5 protein-coding genes are annotated in these 20,331 nt (G+C 75.2%); all 5 read left to right on the top strand.

All coding sequences use genetic code 11. The features are described from left to right. Positions 1 to 174 precede the first annotated feature (174 nt). The 5 genes from ACIQFX_RS16915 to ACIQFX_RS16895 all read left to right on the top strand — a co-directional run bounded on the left by ACIQFX_RS16915 (position 175) and on the right by ACIQFX_RS16895 (position 20,312). Positions 175 to 4,746, top strand: a complete 4,572-nt coding sequence (locus ACIQFX_RS16915; RefSeq protein ID WP_402463711.1) for a peptidoglycan-binding protein — start codon at positions 175 to 177, stop codon at positions 4,744 to 4,746. Further along, positions 4,743 to 8,318: a DUF6603 domain-containing protein gene (locus ACIQFX_RS16910; protein WP_402463709.1), complete on the top strand. Its 3,576-nt coding sequence runs from the start codon at positions 4,743 to 4,745 to the stop codon at positions 8,316 to 8,318. The genes ACIQFX_RS16915 and ACIQFX_RS16910 overlap by 4 nt, the downstream gene beginning before the upstream one ends. Positions 8,319 to 8,493: 175 nt before the next feature. Then, entirely contained in the window at positions 8,494 to 13,740 is a 5,247-nt protein-coding gene (locus ACIQFX_RS16905; RefSeq protein WP_402463707.1) for a DUF3892 domain-containing protein, read from the top strand. 106 nt (positions 13,741 to 13,846) lie between these two features. Continuing rightward, positions 13,847 to 18,616 carry a hypothetical protein gene (locus tag ACIQFX_RS16900; protein ID WP_402463705.1) on the top strand — a complete coding sequence of 1,590 codons (4,770 nt, stop codon included), beginning with the start codon at positions 13,847 to 13,849 and terminating at the stop codon, positions 18,614 to 18,616. Between the two features lie 4 nt (positions 18,617 to 18,620). Then, entirely contained in the window at positions 18,621 to 20,312 is a 1,692-nt protein-coding gene (locus ACIQFX_RS16895; protein WP_402463703.1) for a hypothetical protein, read from the top strand. The last annotated feature ends 19 nt before the right edge of the window (positions 20,313 to 20,331 follow it).

Raw genomic sequence — 20,331 nt, 5'->3', positions numbered from 1 at the left:
GGCACAGTGGTGACGTGCCGGGGGCATGTGCGCGGGCGCCGAATCGCCCGCCCTTCCGTCGCCGCTGCATGCCCCGCGCACCACCCGGTGGCATCGGCATGGTGCGGTCGGTGTCGTCGGTGACGAGACGTGTCGCCCGTGCGGGGACGTGGGTGGGGGAGCGGGGGAGGGGCTGTGTCCGAGCTGCCGTCGTTGGACGTCGCGGGGCTGCCGCTGGTGCTGGCCGGGCCGATCGTGCGGCGGGTGGACCAGAGCAGCGCCACCGTGTGGCTGGCTCTGAAGGCGCCGCGCAAGGTGACGCTCGACGTGTACGAAGGGGCTTCGGGACCGCTGCCCGCGACGCCCACACTCACGGGTACCCGGGTCACCGCGCGGATCGGCGAGCACCTGCACATCGTCGCGGTCACCGCCACGGTCCCCTCCGGGGGGACCCTCAGGCCGGGCGCGATCCACCGATACGCGCTCCGGTTCGGTGAGGACCTGTCCGCGCCCACGGTCCCGGTGGCCGCGGGTTCTCCGGGGCTCTTCACCCCCCAGGTGATAGCGGCGACCGAGGACGCGGCCCGCGCGGCCCTGCTCTACCAGGGCACCTCGGGTGCCCCCACACTGCCGAGTTTCGTCACCCCGCCGGACCGTCCCGGCGCGCTCCGGCTCTTCCACGCCTCGTGCCGCAAACCGCACGCCGAGGGCACGGACGCCCTGTCGATCCTCGACGAGGTACTGAAGGCGGACGCCGGCTCGGCCGAACGCCGGCCACAGCAACTGATCCTGACAGGCGACCAAATCTACGCGGACGACGTCGCCGACGGCCTTCTGCACATGTGCACGGAGTACGGCAAGGCACTGCTCGGACGCGACGAGACCTTCCCGACGGTCCATCCCGCCTCCCAGAAGTGGTCGTTCCGGCCCGGCTGGCGGCAGGAGATGATCCTCACCGACTTCCACATGACGAGCACCGCGGCCCGCAGCCATCTGCTGCGCTTGTCCGAGTTCCTCGCCATGTACCTCTTCGTCTGGTCACCGGCGCTGTGGCCGGCGGTCTCCCCGGTCCGGTTCTTCGCCGAGCTGTTCCCGAAGGAGTCCGCCGCCCTCGGCGACCCTGACCACACCGAGTTCTTCGGGCTGCGCGACAAGCCGCAGTACAAGAAGGCGCACGAGCGCCTCATGGACTACGTCGCCGAGTGCGACCGCGTGGACGGATTCCGCGGCACCCTGGGCATGGTCCGCAGGGCCCTCGCGAACACCGCCACGTACATGATGTTCGACGACCACGAGATCACCGACGATTGGTTCATCTCCAAGAAGTGGGTCCACGAGGTCTGCGGCACCGTGCACGGGCGGCAGTTCCTCGGCAACGGAATGGCCGCGTACGCGGTCTGCCAGGGATGGGGGAACACGCCCGAGCAGTTCGCCGACGGTCCGCGCGGCGAGGCGGGCCGGGAGCTCCTGACCGCCCTCGCAGCGCCCGACCACACCGCGGCCGGCCCGGCCGCGGTGATCGCCCGGCGCACCGGGACGCCTTCCGATGTCGACCCCGCCGGCCGGATCGTCCGCCAGGACGGCTCCCTCACCTGGCACTACGCGATCACCTGGGCGGCCCACCAGCTCGTCTGCGTGGACACCCGCACGCAGCGGGTGTTCCGCGGCGGCTTCACCGATCCGCCGTCCCTCGTCTACTCCGACGCGGCCTTCGCCTCGATGATCGAGGCACCCGCGGACCAGGGCCTTGAGAAGGTGACCGTGCTCCTGTCGCCGTGCCCGGTCCTCGGAGACCCGGTGATCGAGGAGTTCGCGCAGCCCGCCGTGCGGCGCATCCAGGGCTACGCGGGCCAGCTCGACCAGGACTACGAGGCGTGGGGCCACGACCCGCGTGCCTTCGAGAAGTTCATCGCCCGGGTGCTCGGCCACGCCGCACCCGGCGCGGACGGGGTGCGGCGGCGCCGCGTGGTCTCGCTCGGCGGCGACGTCCACTACGGCTTCGCCGCGCGCATGGCCTACCGGGCGGCGGCCCCGTTCGGCTCGGCCCCCGGGCAGGTCCGCGGTGTGCTGGCCCAGTTGACCGCCAGCTCGCTGAAGAACCAGGCGACCGGCACGATGCTGCTGCACCACATGGGCTTCAACCTCAGCAACATCAGCCTGCCCTCCGCCCGCCGGGCGGGCTGGGCCAACCCGTCGGGCGACCCGCTCAAGGTGCGCACCTACGACCACGCCGGCGAACCCTCCGGGGTCACATACGCGCACGAGAGCCCGGCCGTCCTCGACCTCGTCGAGGGCACCACGGTGTACAGCCCGCAGCCCGAGTGGGAGTACGAGCTCGCGTACTACCGGCACGACGACCCGGACGGCACCGCTCCCCGCCCCGGCGGACCCGCCCCCGTCTCCTTCCCGGCGACCGGTGACCGCCGGGCCGCCCTCGCCCAGTACGTGCAGGCGGCCGACAACCACCTGGACTACCTGCGGGTCACCGGCAGCGGCCGGGAGATCGTGGGCCGCAACAACATCGGCGAGGTCCAGTTCACCTGGGACGGCCAGGACGCCAAGTCGGTCGTCCAGACGCTCTGGTGGCACCTGCCCGGCAACCAGAACGGCGCCCCCCTGACCCGGCTCGTCGTCCCGCTGGACGTCGGCCAGACCACCGGCGCCCCGCCGTCGACCCTGCCCGACCTGTACGGCGGCACGACCCTGCGCGAGGGAGACACCGACGCCTCCACCGGCGGCGGCACCACCGGACTCACCGCCGCCACCCACGTGACCGCACTGCAACGCGACCTCCAGGAGCTCGGCTTCGGCGTGGTCGGGGCACGGGACGGCTCCTTCGGGCGCGAGGTGCGCTGGGCCGTGCGGGAGTTGCAGGCGTACGCGAAGATGGCCCGGGTCGCCCGGGTCGCCACCGCCGTCGTGCGCCTCGCCCAGCCGCTCACCGACACGGCGACCACGGCGACGCTCACCGCCCCGGCCGGCGGCACCCTTCCGGAACTGCCCTTCAAGGCCCGCGTCGGTGACGAGAACCTCACCGTCACTGCCGTGTCCGGCACCACCTGGACGGTCTCCCGCGCCTCCGACGGCACCGGCGCCGCCGCACACCCCGCGGGCGACGCCGTCACCGTGCTGCGCGACCAGCGCTGGGCGTCGGCCCTGGAGGGCGTCGAGGTTCCGGCCGCCCGCCGCTTCACCGGCGAGGTCTCCGGCGTCGCCGACACCGCCACCCGCCAGGTCATCGCCCGCTGGAAGGCGGACGGCCTGCGCTGCCCTGTCGTCGTCGAGGCATGGCGCAACGCCAGTGGCTCCACCCCGTCCGCCGTCGCCGTCATCGCCGCCACCGGCACCCGCCCGGCCCGGCTCGCCGACAACGTCTGGCGCTGGGACGAGACCGCCAACAACTCGGTGACCTCGCCGAAGATGTTCGCGCGCGACTTCACCGACCACTGGACGCGCCCGGCCACCCGGCCCGCCGACAGCTGGGAGCCGGACCGCAGGACGCCGATCGGCCAGCGGGTGCCGTACGACGACCCGTCGCTGGCCGCCGGCGACCCGTACCGCCCCATGTCCGGCCCGGTCGGCTACCCCGAGCGCGGGCACACCTGGGCGCCCGAGGCCGAGATGACCCCCGAGGCCCTCATCGGCACACCGCTGCGCGACCTGGACGCCGACACCCTCGCCACGTACAAGGTGATCCGGGCGGTCGCCGAGGTCGAGGCGCTCGGCTACTTCGACGCCGTCAACTGCTACGACCACGCCTTCGCCTCGCTCGGCCTGTGCCACTGGACCTTCGGGGCCCGCGTCTACGTCCCCGCCACCCAGCCCGGACGGCCCGCACGGGCCCTGTGGAAGGTGGACGACGGCGAGCTGTGGGCCTTCCTCGCCTACCTTCGCACCCGCAACGAGGCCTCGTTCCAGAAGGTCGCCGGACTCTTCGGAGTGCGGCCCGACCGCGCCTGGGTCGGTGACGGTCAGACCGGCGACCCCGCGCCCTGGGTCGCCGGCCAGCGGAAGTACGCGGCCCGCGGCGTCCTCACCCGCCAGGACGGCAGCACCGCGCCCCTGCACGGCTTCCCCGCGCCCGGACCCGGCGTCACCCAGGTGTACGGCCAGTACGCCGAGCACGAGTACTTCAAGACCTGGCACTGGTACTACCGCTTCGTCATGGCAGGCCGCACCGACGACGGCTTCCGCCGCGCGATGTGGGACATGGCCCGGATGCGGCTGCGCGACCTGCGGTCCGTGCCCTGGAACCACCCCACCGCGACCAACCCCTTCCCGCTCCAGGCCGGCACGACCATCGGGGACGTCTTCCGTTCCGAGAAGACCGCCGCGCTGCTCCACCGCTGGCACGTCTTCTCCCCGGCCGTCCTCCTGCGGGGCGCTCCCGCCAGGGCCTCCGTCAGGCTCCAGGAAGTGGTCCAGCGGGCCGCAGCAGACTCCGGACTCGCCTTCGGGCCCGACCCCTCCACCTGGACGGCGGCCCACGAAGCCGCCCTGGCGGCCGCCATCCTGGCCAAGAACCCCTGCCCCCGGACGCCGACCTCGTCCACGGACGTCGTCGAACCGCATCCGGCGAACCACGGCTACCACGCCGGCTACAAGGACCCCGGTCACACCCTGCGCGTCGTGAACGAATGGCCCGACTGGTTCGGCGGAAGCAACCCGCGGCACTACACCCTGCCGCTCGCCGACCTCCCCGCCGACCAGCGCACCCTGCGCACCGCACGTGACTTCACGCTCGACACCCAAGGACTGCCGTCATGACCGAACTGCCCGCCGAGGGCGAGCCGGCCGACCCCGACGCGCCCCAGGGCCCCGCCGACGGTCAGAGCGCCCTCGTCACCGAGATCCTGCGGATCGTCGAACCGCTCACCGAGGCCGTCGCCAACCCGCTGCACCTCGCCCGGCTGCTCGCCCGGATCGGCTGGAACCCCGCCGCCGTCGGCGAGCAGGGCGCCGCCGACGTCGCCGACTGGCTGACCACCGCCGCCGGCGCGGTCGGCGGACTCCAGCAGCTCGTCGAGAACCCGCCGCAGGACCTCGAAGGACTCGGCCAGCTCCTCGACGTCGTCGCAGACGCCGTGGACCTCGTACGGGACGTGCCGCCGGCCCTCGCCGCCGTCGACGCCGCCGCGTTCGCCGAGGACGTCGTCCACTTCCTGGTCACCGACTGGCTGCTGCGCCACCACGCCGTGCTCTACCACGTCCTGGTGCTCCTCGGCGTGCTCGTCCTGCCCGAGGAGGCCGGACCGCAGACGGCCGTCGTCAACCAGGACGGCGACGAGATACGGACCTCGGTCGCTCGTGCCCGGCTGCGCCCGGAACGGCTGATCGACCTCGTCACCGATCCCGTCGCCGCACTGCGCGCCGACTACCTGCCGGACGGCCTCGTCGACGAGGCCACCGCCGACGCGCTGGCCGCGAAGCTGCTGCCCCGGCTCGGCGGCCTCCTGCACGAGCTGGGCGTCCGTGTTCTCGTCGGCCTGGGCGAGACGGAGGGCACCGAACTCGACGAGGCGTCACTGGCCCTCGGGCGGCGGATGCTCACCCTCGGCATACCGATCGCCGTCGCGCCGGGCGTCAGCGGCGAGATCGGCGCGACCCTGGCGCTCTCGTCCCCGGCCTCGGGAGACCTCGGCGTGGTCGTCGTCCCGCGCGGCCAGGCCTCCGTGCACCAGCTCCTCGGCGGTGGCTGGGCGCTCGGCGCCGATCTGTCCGGCGCCGGACCCGCCGTCGCCATCGGCCCCGGCGGGGTGTCCTTCAGCACCGACACCGCCGGGCGCGTCGAACTCGGCCTGGAGCTGGCCAAGTCGGGGGCACACGACAGGACGCCCGCCCTGCTCCTCGGCAGCGCGAGCGGCACCCGCCTGGAGATCGGCCGGTTCCGCGCCTGGATCAAGGCGCTCCTCGAAGAGGTGCCGGACGGCGCCGAGAGCGCCGACGACCTGGAGATCGGCATCGCCGCCGACCAGGCCACCCTGATCGTCGCGGGCGGCGACGGCGACGGGTTCCTCGCACAGGTGCTGCCCCCGGAAGGTCTGCGCACCGAGTTCGTGCTCGGGCTCCAGTGGTCGCGCCGCAAAGGTCTCAGCTTCACCGGCTCCGCCGGACTCGACGCCACCCTGCCGGTCAACGCCCGGCTCGGACCGGTCGAACTCCAGGCCATCCACCTCGGACTGGGCGCCGACGCCGCCGAGGGCAGGCTGACCGCCTCGGTGTCCGCCACGGCCCGGCTCGACCTGGGACCCGTGCGGGCCACGGTGGAGCGCATCGGTCTGGAGGCCGGACTCGCCACGTCCGACGGCAACCTCGGTCCGATCGGCCTGGGCGCGGCCTTCGCCCCGCCCAAGGGAGCGGCCCTGGAGGTGTCCGCCGGGCCCGTGACCGGCGGCGGGTACCTCTTCTTCGACCAGGACAAGGGCGAGTACGCGGGTGTGCTGGCGCTCCAGCTGGAGAGCATCGCGCTCAAGGCCGTCGGCCTGCTCACCACGAGGATGCCCGACGGGTCCGAGGGCTTCTCCCTCCTCGTCCTCGTCTCCGCGGAGTTCACCCCGATCCAGCTCGGCTTCGGATTCACCCTCTCCGGCGTCGGCGGGCTCATCGGCGTCAACCGGTCCGTCTCCGTCGACACCCTGCGCGCCGGCATCCGCAGCAAGGCCCTGGACTCGGTGCTGTTCCCCCGCGACCCACTGGCCCGGGCCCCCGAGATCGTGGCCACCCTGGGGGCCGTCTTCCCGCCCACCCCCGGACGCCACGTGGTCGGACCGATGGCCCGGATCGGCTGGGGCACCCCCACCCTCCTCACGCTCGAACTCGGCCTGCTGCTCGAACTGCCGACGCCGGTGCGGCTCGTGCTTCTCGGACGGCTGCGGATGGCGCTGCCGCGCGAGGAGGCCGCGCTCGTCGTGGTCAACATGGACGTGCTCGGAGTCATCGACTTCGAGCGCGGTGAGGCGTCGGTGGACGCGACCCTCTACGACTCCAGGATCGCGGCCTTCGCGCTGACCGGCGACATGGCGATGCGGGCCCGCTGGAAGGGCACCCCACAGTTCGCGCTGTCGGCGGGCGGCTTCCACCCCCGCTTCCAGCGCCCCGAGGGCTTCCCCGAACTACGGCGGCTCAACCTGTCGCTGCTCCAGGGCGACAACCCGCGCGTCCGCCTGGAGGCATATTTCGCGCTCACCTCCAACACCGTGCAGTTCGGTGCCCGTCTGGAGCTGTACGCGGCGGCGCTCGGCTTCAGCGTGGAGGGGCTGCTCGCCTTCGACGCCCTGGTCCGGTTCGAGCCCTTCGGGTTCGAGGTGGACATCGCCGGACACGTGTCCCTCAAGAGGGGCAGCCGCACCCTGATGGGCGTCGCGGTCGAGGTCGCCCTGTCCGGACCGGCCCCCTGGCACGTACGCGGCCGGGCTCGCTTCGAACTCCTCTTCTTCAGCGGTGAGATCAGCTTCGACCGTACCTTCGGCGGGCACGCCGTCCCGGCCGCCCTGCCGGCGGCCGTGGACGTCGCGGCCCGGGTGGAGCAGGCCCTCGCCGACCCCCGCAACTGGACCGCGCAGCTCACCGGAGCGGGCCGGACCGTCGTCACCCTGCGAGAACTCCCGGACGCGGAAGGACAGCTGGTCGTCCACCCACTGGGCGGACTGTCGTTCACGCAGCGCGTCGCCCCGCTCGGCGTCACCCTGACCCGCTTCGGCTCCTCGCCGATCGCGGGCGACCACCGGCTCGACCTGGCGCCCGAGCTGACGGTGGACGACACCGACCCGGCGACGGAGACGCTGACCGTACGCCTCACGCCCACCCGCGAGTACTTCGCACCCGCGCAGTTCCTCGACCTCACGGACGAGCAGAAGCTCGCCGCCCCCTCCTTCGACCTGCTGACGGCGGGTGCCACGGCGGAGGGCGCGGTGGCGCGCCGGAGGGAGCGGGACGGGGTGTTCGCGTCCGTCACCGACTACGAGGAGATCCTCCAGGACGGCCCCCACCGCGTGACCGAGCCCGGCGGCGCCGGGGAGCCGCAGACCCTCGGCCTCGGTCCGGGGGGTCTGCGCACCGCCGCCGGACCCGCCGCCCGCGCGACCACCCGACGCACGGGCCGCCGGCGCTTCGCCACGGCCCCCCGCGACCTCGGCGTCCGGGACACCCGCTGGCGTGTCACGGGGCCGGAGACGGCCGCCCTGCGGCACGCCTTCGCAGGCGACAGCGCGGCGCCGGAGGGCCCGGTCACGACCGGCACCACCTGGACGGAGGCCGCGGAGCACCGCCGCGACCTGGACACGGCCGGTCTGCGCGTCGCCCCGGAGATCGCCGGGGCCGCCGTGGGAGGCGTCCGTTGATCCCCCGGTCCCCCGCGCCCGGGCGGCCCCCGGGTTCCCCCGGCCTGCCCGGGGAGTGCCTCCCGTCCCGAGCCGGACGGGAGGCCCACCGCGGCCACGGTGCGGCCCCGTCCGTGTCCCGCTGCGGGCCCGCCCCCCTTTCTTCGACCGATCACTTCACCCTCGGAGGGACCCGTTGAGCGGCCTGACCTTCCTGTCCTGGGTCCGTGAGGGACTCGCCGCCGCCGGGGGCGCCGTCGACGCCACGTCCGGGCCCATGGCCGCGCGTACGAACGTGACGCTGCGGCCCCGGCTGACCGGGCGGGACCCCCTCACCGTGCCGGCCCGGCTGCTCGGCCCCGGCGACGTCACCGGGATCGACACGGGGCAGGTGCTGCGCGTGTTCCCGGCGGCCGGGACGTCGGACGCCGAGCCGCACCTGTTCCCGGCCGTCGAGTTCGACCGGCCGGACCTGCCGTGGCTGTTCACCCCGGCCGCCGCCACCGAACTGGGCCGGCTGCGGCCCTGGCTGGTCCTCGTCGTGGTGGAGGAGGACCACGCCGAGGTGCTGCCCTCCGAGGGCGGGCTGCCGCGTCTGCGCTGCCGTCGGGCGGAGCTGCCGGACCTCGCCGAGTCCTGGGCGTGGGCCCACGCCCAGGTGGCGGCCGACGAGGAGGCGGGCGAGGCGGAGGTGGACCGGATCCTGGCCGAGGAGCCGGACCGCACCCTGTCCCGGCTGCTGTGCCCGCGCCGCCTCCGCCCGAGCACCCGCTACCTCGCCGCCGTCGTGCCCGCCTTCGACGCCGGGCGCCTCGCGGGCCTCGGGCTGCCGGTGCCGGAGGGCGAGCTGCACCCGGCGTGGCCGGCGACCGGCGAGCTTCCGGAGGAGACGGAGTGGGTCCTTCCCGTCTACCACCACTGGCGGTTCGCGACCGGGCTCGACGGCGACTTCGAGTCCCTCGTGCGCGCCCTCACCCCGCGGGCCCTGCCCGGTGACATCGGCACCCGCCCGATGGACGTCGGCGCGGCCGGCGGCGGCCTGCCCGAGCTCGCCGCGGGCCACCCGGGGCGGGTCCTCGACCTGGAAGGAGCGCTGCGTTCGGCGGGCACGGAGCCGCGCGCGTGGCACGGCGAGACGGCCGCCGCGTTCCGTACCGCCTACAAGGCGGCACTCGACCCCGGGCCGCTCAACACCGCCCTGACCCCGCCCGTGTACGGCTCCGCGCAGGCCGGCACCGTCGGCCTGCCCTCTCCGCAGGCGGGGCCGCTCTGGCTGCGCGAGCTGAACCTGGACCCCCGTCACCGGGTGGCGGCCGCGCTGGGCGCCGAGGTGGTGCGGCGCAACCAGGAGGACCTGGTGGCCGCCGCCTGGGACCAGGCGGCGGAGCTGCGGCGTGCCAACGAGACCCTGCGGCAGGGCCAGTTGGCCCGTACGGTCGCCGAAAGCCTGCACCGCAGGCTGCCCCGCGGGGGCACCGGGTCCGGGACCGGGGACGACCGGCTCGCCGCCCGCATGCTCCAGATGACCTCGGCCGTACGGGACGCCGTCGACTACGGCGGCGGCACGGCGGCCGGCGAGCTGGGGCGCAACAAGGAGGCCGCCGCCGCGATGGACCCGGCGTTCCGGCGGCTGCTGCGGCCGGGCGGCCCGGTCGCGCGCCGGGCGGCCGCGGCCGGGACGGCGCCGTCCGGCGGCGACGCGGCCGCGGCCGGTCTCGCGGCCGCGCTGGCGCGACGTACCGAGGCCGCGGTGCCGCCGCTGCCGACGCCCGCGGGCCTGACCGGCGTGAACGACCTGTCCGGCAGCGAGACCTTCGACGACCTGTCCGCCGACCGGCTCACCACCCGCTGGTGGGAGAAGGACCCGACCGAACCGAGGGAGGACGTGGCGCCGGCGGTGCCGACCGTCCGCTGGGTCGGCGCGGCCATGCCGAACCGGGTGTTCGTCGTGACCGGCGACGGCCGCCTGATGTCCCGGGTCACCCAGCAGGACGTGCCCGGATGGGTGGACCACGGCTACCCGCCCGGCACCACCTGCGCCTCGCCGCCCTCGGCCGTCCGCGACCTGCACGTCTTCGTGATCGGCGGCAACGGGAACCTGTACCAGCTGCGCTGGGACGGCGAGCAGTGGGTGTGGCAGCACCACGGCATGCCGTACGAGAGCTCCTCCGGTTACACCCGCCCGCTGGTGACCGGCGAGGGGCGGCTCACCACCGCCGTTCGCTACCGGCGCCCGGACGGGACCACCACCTCGAACTACCTCCACCAGGCGGCGTACGTCGTGGACGACTGGGGCGTCCTGTGGGAGCTGCACGGCCGCGAGGCGTCCTGGGGCTGGAAGCGGCTCGGCATGCCCGGCGGCTTCTGGATCAAGGGCGTCCGCACACAGGACACCTGGGAGCTGCTCCTGGTCAACCGGGTCGGCAGCCTTCTGCGCCTCACCCACAACGGCACCGACTGGGTGCACCAGGACCTCACCGGGGCGCAGCCGACCCCGCAGGGCTTCGGTGCCGACCGGGGCGTGCCCGTACGGGCCCAGGACGGGCGCTACTACGGCGTCGGCAACGACGGCGTGCTCTACCTCAGTTGGTACTTCGGCACCAACATCCTCTGGCTTCCGGTCAACGGCCTGCCTCCGCTCTCCCGGATGATCGGGCTCGGCCACGACGGCAACGCCGTGTTCTCCTCCACCACGTCCACGGTGCTCGTGTACCCGCCCACCGGCACCCTGCCCGGCGGCGGGCGCATCCCCTGGGGCCCCGACCAGGGCGTCCAGGGCGCCACGTACGAGGGTCTCGTCCACGCCGTCGTGGACGGACAGCTCGTCGTCGTCGACCGCGCGCGCGACAACATCTGGTACCAGCTGGGCCGGCCCGAGTTCGGCGGCAAGGGCGACCCGGCGGCAGCCCCGCCCGCTCACATCCGCTGGCGGCCGAGGCTCGGCTTCCTCTCGCACCTGCTCGTCGGCCACGTCGACGCGCCGGCCGGGATCAACACCCCCTATCTACGGGTGGGCCGGGCCACGGACTTCGACGGTTCGGTGCGCGGCGGCTGGCAGCTCGGACCCGGGATCACCGAGCGGCTGAGCGCCGAGGACACCCAGGGCTTCGGCATCGCCACCGCCGACCTGGACAACTCGGGCCGCCCGGACGCCCTGGTGTTCTGGATCGAGGAGTACAACAACCACGGACACGTCGGGAACTTCGGCCGGTACATGATCGCCCGGGATCTCGACGGAGAGGCCAACGCGTCGTCCTGGGTGGGGCCGGTGGCCATGCCGACCCCCATGTCGACGCCCACCACGTCGTCCGGCGGGCTGACCGAGGCGGCGTACGTGCAGGCGGGCAGTGCCACCCTCGCCGACCTCGACGGGGACGGCAACCAGGAGATGATCGTCGTCTACCTGGGCGGCCTGAAAGGCAACAAACGGCTCTTCATGCGGATCGGCTGGAACATCTCGCCCGAGAACGGGGTGGCGCGCGGCGGCTGGTCGGACTCCGTCGAACTGCCCTGGCCGGGACGACCGGACGACTACGCGCCCGCCGTCAGCGGCCTGGGCGTCGCGGTCGCCGATCTCAACCACGATCTGCGGCCCGAGCTGATCGTGATGCTCACCGAACAGACGGCAGCGGGGGCCACGACCTCGTACCGGGTCGGCTGGAACATCAACGCCCGCGGGCGGATCACCACGTGGGGACCGGTCGTGCAGGTGCCCGGGACCGTTCCGAAGGCTGCCGGTGCCGCGATCACCGTCGCCGACTTCAGCGGAAGCGAGAGGCCGGACCTCGTCGTCCTGGTCCTGGAGGACGGCCCGGCCGCCAACTCAGCCTCCTACCGGATCGGTTGGGACGTCGATGGCGGGACCGGGGCGCCGCGTGCCTGGTCCGCGCCGATCGCGGCCGACGCGGGCGCCTGGTACGGCTGGGTCAACCAGGGCGCGGGCGTGGCCCTCGCGGACCTGCCCGGCACGGTCGCCACACGGCGCCGCAAGATCACCTCCGACTTCCGGGACGCGGCCAAGGCGCACCAGAACGCCCTGCTCGCGGCGCAGGACCGCGCCCTCCAGGAGGTCGAACCGGAGGTGCCGCTAAGACAGTTGGCGCAGGCGGTCAGGGGTGCCACCGAGCCGGAGACGGCGGTGACCGCCCGCGTGGCGGCCCGCATCGACGGCGCGGACCTGGTGGGCTCGGGCCTGCCGGACCCGCTCGGGCCCCTGCTGGCCCCGCCGTCCTTCGCGCAGCCCATGGCCGAGCTGCTCACGGAGCTGGGCAGCGACCACCTGCTGCCGGGGGTGCAGAACGTGCCGCCGGACACGGTGACACTGCTGTGCGCCAACGGGAAGTTCGTGGAGTCGTTCCTCGCGGGCGCCAACCACGAGCTGGGCCGCGAACTGCTGTGGCGCGAGTTCCCGACGGACCGGCGGGCCACCGCCTTCCGGCACTTCTGGGACGCGCGCGGCACGGTCGAGCCGGGGCAGGAACAGCCCGACGTGCCGCCGGTGCGGGACTGGGGGAGGACGACCGGGCTCGGCGGGCACGTGCGCGGGCCGGCGGGCGGCGGGGACGCGGTCGTGCTGCTCGTGCGCGGCGAGGTCGTGCGACGGTTCCCGTCGCTCGGTCTGCACGCGCGCCGCGCCCTGCCGCCGCTCGCTCCGGGCGGGCCGCGCCGGCTCGGCGGCGAGCGCATCGAGCCGGTGTTCTCCGGAGAGATCGGCGCGGACGTGCTCTTCGTCGGCTTCCCGCTGACCGTCGCGGACGCGCTGGGCTCCGAAACGGACCCGGGCTGGTTCTTCGTGTTCGAGGAGCACCCGACCGCGCCGTCCTTCGGCCTGGACGAACCGCCGAGAGACGCCGTGTACGGGCCGAGGCCCTTCACGTGGCGGGACGTCGACTGGGCGGCGACCGTCCGCAGCGCGGAGGAGCTGGCCGCCCTGACGCACGTGGGCACCCGCCCGGCGTTCGGCGCCGACCCGCGCCCGCTGCACCCCGGCCCCGGAGCGCCGATGCTCTCGTGGGGCCGCAACGCGGCGACCCTGGCGCACATCACGCTCCAGCGGCCGGTACGGGTGGCCCACCACGCCTCCGCGCTGCTCCCGCTGCACGGCCCGGGCCTGCGGGTCACCCACGTCCGCAAACGGGTGCCGGGCAGCGACCGCGTCTTCGTCCGCGAGATCGCGGGCCGCCACCCGGACGGCCGCTGGTGGCGCATGTCCCGCGCGGAGGCCCTGGCGGCGCTGGACGCCCGTCAGGCGCTGTACGTCGAGCACGTGCCCGGGGTACGGGCCGCGGTCGTCGCCACGCCCGACGGCAGCGGCGAGCGCTACCTGCGGACCGTGGCCGACGACGACCCGGGGGACAACCTGTCGGCCCTCCCGACGATCCCGGCGGAGGCCTACCAGCCGCCGGTCGCGTACCCGGCTCCGGCCCCGGACGGCGCCTCGTGACCGGGTGCCCTCGCGCGGGGGCCCGCCCCGCCCGGCACGTACCGTGCCGCTTCCTCTACCGCGCGGCCCAGCCGCCCACCAACGCACGCCACCTGGACGGACCCAGATGACCACGCCTCCACCTCCCGCCTGGACCCTGCCCACAGCGTTGCCCGTGGTGCTGCTGCCCGTCCGCCTGGAGACCCGGTTCACCGCCACCGAACTGCTCGTCCGGATCTATCCGGACGAGATCCACATCGACACGCACGAGGCGCTGCTCACCGCCGACGAGGAGGAGTACGGGCGCCGCTACTGGCGCGGCATCTGGGCCGCGCGCGGCGACGCGCCGGCCGAGAAGGCCGCATGGGGCGAGGTCGCCGACCGGTACGGCGACGAGCGGGCCGCGTGGATCGCCCGCGTCATGGAACCCCGCAACCCGATGGACCAGCCCGGCACGGGCGGCGCGGACGCCCAGCCCGTGTTCCCGCCGCCCGGCGAGCACCGCGAGGCGAGCTGGACGCGCCGACCGGTCGCCCGCGCCCTGCCCAGCCGCTGGTACGTGGTCGGTCACCCCCAGGACCCGGCGGCGGCGGCCGTCACGCGCGTCACCGCCGGGGTGGGCGGCGCTGCCGGCGGTCCGCTGCCGGTCGGCCCGGCGCCCACCGCCGACCTGGAGGAACTCGACCCGGCGGCCCCGCCCACCGACGAGGCCACCCGCTGGCTCGTCGACTTCGCCGCCGCCGAGGCGGTCGGCATGGCGGTGCGACTGCCCCGTGGCACCGGCTACGCCGCGCTGTTCGCGTACGGAGTCCTGGAGGACGAGCCGACCGCCGCCACCGCCGAGCTGAACGCCCTCATCGAGGCGCACTACTACACGCGCGGCCTCGGCTACGTGCCGCCGGGCGCACCCTCCAACAACACGGCCACGGCCACGTCCCGGTACAGCCGCCGCGACCCCGCCCACCGCGAGGCGTACCAGGTGCGGCACGCCGACAGTGCGCCGACCGACGCGGACACCAACGCGGTGGTCCTCTCCAAGGCCTTCGGCCTGCCGCTGACCGGGGCGACCGGCGGCCCGGCGCCGCTGGCCCGCGCCCGGCACGCGCGCCGCCGCGACGAGGCCGCCGCACGGGACATGGCCACCGCTCTGTGGGGCGCGACCTGGGGTTACTACCTGAGCCAGTTCGGCGAGGACCGCTTCCCCGAGGACAAGGTGCGCGGCGCCCGCGAACACGCCCGCCGCCACCTGCGGCCGGGCGGGCCGCTGCCCGCCCTGCGCGTCGGCAGCCAGCCGTACGGCATCCTGCCGGTGCTGCCGCTGGACCGCTGGGCCGATCTGGAAGGCACCGGCCTCGGGGCACTGCGTCTCGACCCCGCCGTCCCCGGCTTCCTGCGGACCCTGCGCGACCGGATATGGGCGCCGTCGGCCGCCGACCCGGACGCCGTGCCGCGGATCACCCGCGGCGCCGCCGGGCAGCGCACCGTCGCCGAGATCCTGGGCATGGCCCCGACCGCCCGCCGGCTGCACGCCCGCAGCGCCGTCGGGACCGACTACGTGGCCGCGCTGTGGCGGTTCGGCCCGCTCAGCCTCAACGACGAGTGGCGCACCGGGCTCACCGGTCACGTCCGGGACCTCACGGCCCGGCTCGGGCTGCCCGCCTGGGAGTTCGGTCCCGGGCGGGTCGTGTACGCCAACAAGGCGTGGCCCTTGGACCATCCGTGGACGGACGCCCCCGTGGGGACGCCCGGCGGCACCCCCGCCCAGTACCTCGCGGCGCTGGCCGACCCGCTGGCCCCGCCCGCGTGGGCGCGGGTGCCGGGGACCACCGAGCGGGAGAACCTGCCCTGGCCCCGCTGGTGGCACGACCTCGGCGGGGCGGGCGGTGACCCGGCGGCCCAGGCGCTCGCGACGCCGCTGCTGTACCGGCTCGCCCGGCACTCGCTGCTCGCCGAGTACGGGCGCGCCGTGGACCTCGTGCTCGGCGCGGGCCCGGCGGAGCGCCGCGAGCCCGAACTGATCGACACCGACGTGGAGGACCGCACGGCGACCGTGTGGCGGCGTGCCAAGCGGATCCGGCCGGGCGGCGGCACCGTCGACGCGTACCTGTGGACCCCGGAGGCGAGGAACCGGCCCGAACTCCAGCCCCTGTACCAGACGACGGACGCCCTCAAGGCGCTGGCGCCGCTGCCCGCCGAAGACCTGGAACGGCTGCTCGCACAGAACCTGGACGCCACCTCGCACCGCCTCGACGCGTGGATCACCTCGCTCGCCACCCGCCGGCTCGCCTGGCTGCGCCGGCCCGGCTCCCCCTACCCGTACGGCTGCCACCTCGGCGGATACGGGTGGCTGCTCGACGTGAGACCGCGCACCGCGCAGCCGGCCACGGTGCCGCCGGAGCGCCGCCCCGAGGGCGAGCGGACCGACCCGCTCGCCGCCCCCGGCACCTCGGAGCCATGGACCCTGTACGAGGCGGCTGACACGGCCGGCCCGATCCACGCGCCGTCGCTCGCCCAGGCGACCACGGCCGCGGTGCTGCGCGCCGCTCAGCGGGCCCACGGCGACGTGCCCGACGCGCCCACCGCGATCGACCTGCCGTCGGAGCGGGCCCGCACGGCCGAGTGGATCCTCGACGGCGTCCGCCAGGGCCAGCCGCTCGGCGCCCTTCTCGGCTACCGCTTCGAGCGGGCCCTCCAGGACGATCCGATCGGGACCCTGCCGTCCTGGACGGACCGGTTCCGTGAGCTCGCCCCGACGACCGCGACCCACGTCGACCACGACGGCACCGTCAGCGAGACGATCGCCGCGCACGACGTGGTCGACGGTCTGCGGCTGCACCGGCGCCGCGCCGCGGGCCGCCTCGACCTCGTCCGCGACGTCGGCGTGCCCGCGGACGCCGCGGCGGAGCTGGCCGCGCTCAAGGCCGTCCTCGACGGCCTCGACGACGCGGTCGACGCGGTCGCCGACGCACTCCTCGTGGAGGGCGTCCACCAGGCCGCCCAGGGGAACCCCCTGCGCGCCGGAGCCACCCTGGACGCCATGGGCAACGGCGAGGCCCCGCCGCCGGAGCTCGAATCCCTCCGAACCCCGCGCGCGGGCGACGCGATCACCCACCGCGTGATCGTCCTGCTCCCCGACCCGACGGGCACGGCCACCACCACGGCGCCGACGCTCGCGGCCGTCGACCCCGGTGACGGCGGCGCGGGTGACACGCCGCCGATCGTCGTCCTGCCGCCGGCGGACGACGGCTCCGGCGACGACTCGGGCGACGGGTCGGGTGGGCCGCCCGGCAGCGGTGACCTCCCGGACGACGGGACCGGCGACGGCTCCGGTACGGGGACCGGTGACGGATCCGACTGGGGTGCGGGGAGCGGTGGTTGGGCTGATGACGCCTTCACGCAGACGCGGGCTCTCGCCGAGCCCGTGCTCGCCGCGTGGCTGATCGCGCTGCTGCCGGCGCCCGCCACCGTCACGTACACCGTCCGGCTCTCGGACGGAACGACCCGGCCCGTACCGCTCGCCGGGATCCGGTTGTCCCCGCTGGACTGGCTGGCACTCGGCCTGGACCCCGAGGCGCTCCCAGGGTCCGATCTGGAGCGGCACCTGCTGCAGCACGCCGACGACGTGCTGGCCGCGATCGAGCCGGGCGCCTCGCGGCCCGTCGCCGTGCCCGCCGGTGAAGAGGGGATCGGGACGCTCCTGGAGACGGTCCGCGCGGCGCGCGAACTGATCCGTGGCGCCCGGCCCTTGCGCCCGGGCGACCTGACGCTGCCCGAAGGGGCCCCGGAGGGGACCGAGGCGGCGCCGGACGATCCGGCTCTGGAACCGCGTGCCGCCGCGGTGCGCGAGGTCGTGCGGCGCGCCGTGGCCGATCTCGCGGCGCCGGCCGACACACCGGTCGCGACCAGGGTCGAGCTGCTGCACCGGGGCCTGGTCACGGCCAACCTGGTCGGCGTCCCTGCGTCCGCCCCGCCGCTGCGGCCGCGGCCGGGCGCCACGCCGGAGCAGCTGGCCGAGCACGCGGCGCTCCTCGCCGCTCTCGCGGCGGCGGTGACGCCCGAACTGGCACGCCGCCTGGGCCTGTTGTCCGCGCTCGACGCGGCCCGTGCCGAGGGCGCGCTGCCGCCGGGCGCATGGGCGCGTGAAGCCCTGACGGCACTGCTGGGCACCGAGCTCGTGCTGCTGCCCGGTTTCGCGGCGCCGCCGCCGGGGCCCCTCACGGAGTCCCTGGCACACGCCGACACACTGCTCGCCGGTGATCCGCACGCCCCAGCGGGCTGGCTGACCCGGCTCGGCCGGGTGCGGCGGGGCGTGGAGCGGCTCGTCACGTCGCTGGGGTACGCGGAGGCGCTGGAGTGCGGCGACGCGCTCACGGCGGTCGTCGCCCAGGCCCCGTACACCGTGCCGGACGACCCGGAACACGCCGAGCGCTGGGCGGCCCTGCCCTCCCCGACCGGGCAGAACCCCGGCCCGCGCCTGTCCCTGGTTCTGCACGTGCCGGGTGGCCCCGACGGGGCGCCCGTCGACCCGGAGGCCGTCCTGGACGGGCGGCTCCGGGGGCTCGTCGTCGACGAGTGGACGGAGGTCGTCCCGCGCGACCGCCAGACGACGGGCGTCGCCCTGCACATCGACGCGCCGGACGCCGCGCCGCCGCAGACGGTGCTGCTCGCCGTCCCGCCGGACGCCTCGCCGACCTGGTCGCCCGAGCTGCTCGGCGCGACCGTCGAGGCGGCCCTGGACCTGGCCCGCCTGCGGGCCGTCGACCACGAGGCCCTGCACCCCGACAGCCCGACGGCCGTCGCCGACATCGGCCAGCTCTTCCCGGCGGCGCTGCTCGCCATGAACACCCGCGTCGAGGACGCGGTCGCCACCGACTTCACCCGCGGCCTTCCGAGGTAGGACCATGTCTTCGATCACCAGCTGGACCCGGCTCGAACCCCGGGCCCGCACCGGCGACCTCCGGCCCTCCCTGGAGGGCCAGGTGCACGACCCCGCCTGGATGCTGGCCCGCCAGTGGCAGTTGGGCGAGTTCCTCGGCGACGACGCCGGAACGCCCGTATGGGTGCGGGTCCGTGGGCACGCCGACCGGATCACCCGCTTCCGGCCCGGCCCCGCGGCGGGCGCGGGCACCGACTACGACGGCGCCACGCCCCTGGAGGCGCTGGTGGAGGCGGAGCCGGCGGGGCGCCGGGCCACCTCCGCCGACCTGCGGTCGGGCGCGGAGGCCGGTCAGCACCTGCTGCGGCTGCTGCGCTCGGCCGGGCTGCCGGCCGAACCCCTCGCCGAGGCCGTCGCGATGATCCTGGACGACTTCCCGCTCGGTCTCACCGGGGAGGAAGGCGCCGTCGACGCGGCCACGGACCGCTTCCTGTCGGTGCTGCGCGGCCGGGTCCCGGACGGACACGCCCTCGCGTTCAGCCTGCACGCCTCCGCGTCCACGCCGGAGGAGCCCGGCTGGGGGCTGCCCCCGGCCGCGTACGACGTGTTCCACGCCTGGCTGGCCTGGTACGACGAGCGGCACCTCACCGCCGTCGGGGGAGAGCCCGCGTGGGACGCCCAGCGGCTCGAACACCGCTTCTCGGTCGGCCTGTCCGAGGCCGGTGAGGAGACGACGCTCACCGCCTCCGGCTACCAGGGCGGCACCCTTGACTGGACCGACTTCACTGCGGGCGGGGACACCGGGCTGGAGTCTCCCGCCGCGCGGGAGACGCTGCTGAGCACCACGTTCCCCGCACCGGTGCGCTTCCCGGGCATGCCGGCGCGCCGGTACTGGGAGTTCGAGGACGCCCGGGTGGACCTCGGGGGAGTCGAGGCGGCGCCGTCGGACCTGGCGCGGATGCTGGTCGCCGAGTTCGCCACGGTGTACGGCAACGACTGGTACCTGGTGCCGCTGGAGGTGCCGGTCGGCTCGCTCACCACCCTCACCTCGGTGGTCGTCGGGGACACGTTCAGCTCGGAGCTGGGCGGCCCGACGCTGGTGCCCGCGCCAGGCACCGGCACCGGGGACGCCCACTGGTCGGTGCACCGGCTGAGCACCGAGGACGGCGGTCGGCGCGCGGGGCTCTTCGTGCCGCCGGTGACCGTCGGCGGCCTGGAGGGCGAGCCCGTCGAGGAGGTGCTGCTCGCTCGTGACGAGGGCGCCAACCAGGCCTGGGCGGTGGAGCGCCGGGTGCCGACACCGGTGGGCGGCTCCCTCGACCGCTCCCGTACGGCTCCGGGACAGCACCCGGCACCGGCCGTGGCGGGCAGCACCGCCGTCTACCGGCTGATGACCGACGTGCCTGACCACTGGTTCCCGCTGCTTCCGCGGGAGCCGCGCCCCGGCACGTACCTGCTGAGGCTCGGCCACCTCGACGGACCCGACGGCGCCCCGAGGCTTCCGCTGGGGCGGCTGCTCGCGCCGGGCCTGCCCAACGCCTACGACCTGTACGCGGAGGAGCTGCCCCGTGAGGGCGTGCGGCTCACCCGCTCCCACCAGTACGCGCGGACCCGCGACGGGCGGGGCGTGCTGTGGACGGCGCGGCGCGCCCGACCGGGGCGCGGTGAGACGTCCTCGGGCCTGGTCTTCGACCGGGCGGAGGAGCACGCTCCGTAGGCATGCGGGGCACGCGGGC

Origin of the sequence: Streptomyces sp. NPDC093089, from assembly GCF_044754405.1 — a bacterium.
GTDB lineage: Bacteria > Actinomycetota > Actinomycetes > Streptomycetales > Streptomycetaceae > Streptomyces.
The sequence above is the reverse complement of the archived record's forward strand: the minus strand, read 5'-3'. Positions and strand labels throughout refer to the sequence as shown.

Bases quoted from the DNA above. Each gene is read 5' to 3' on its own strand.
- ACIQFX_RS16895 (WP_402463703.1), top strand. From the start codon at position 18,621: ATGTCTTCGATCACCAGCTGGACCCGGCTCGAACCCCGGGCCCGCACC.
- ACIQFX_RS16910 (WP_402463709.1), top strand. From the start codon at position 4,743: ATGACCGAACTGCCCGCCGAGGGCGAGCCGGCCGACCCCGACGCGCCC.
- ACIQFX_RS16900 (WP_402463705.1), top strand. From the start codon at position 13,847: ATGACCACGCCTCCACCTCCCGCCTGGACCCTGCCCACAGCGTTGCCC.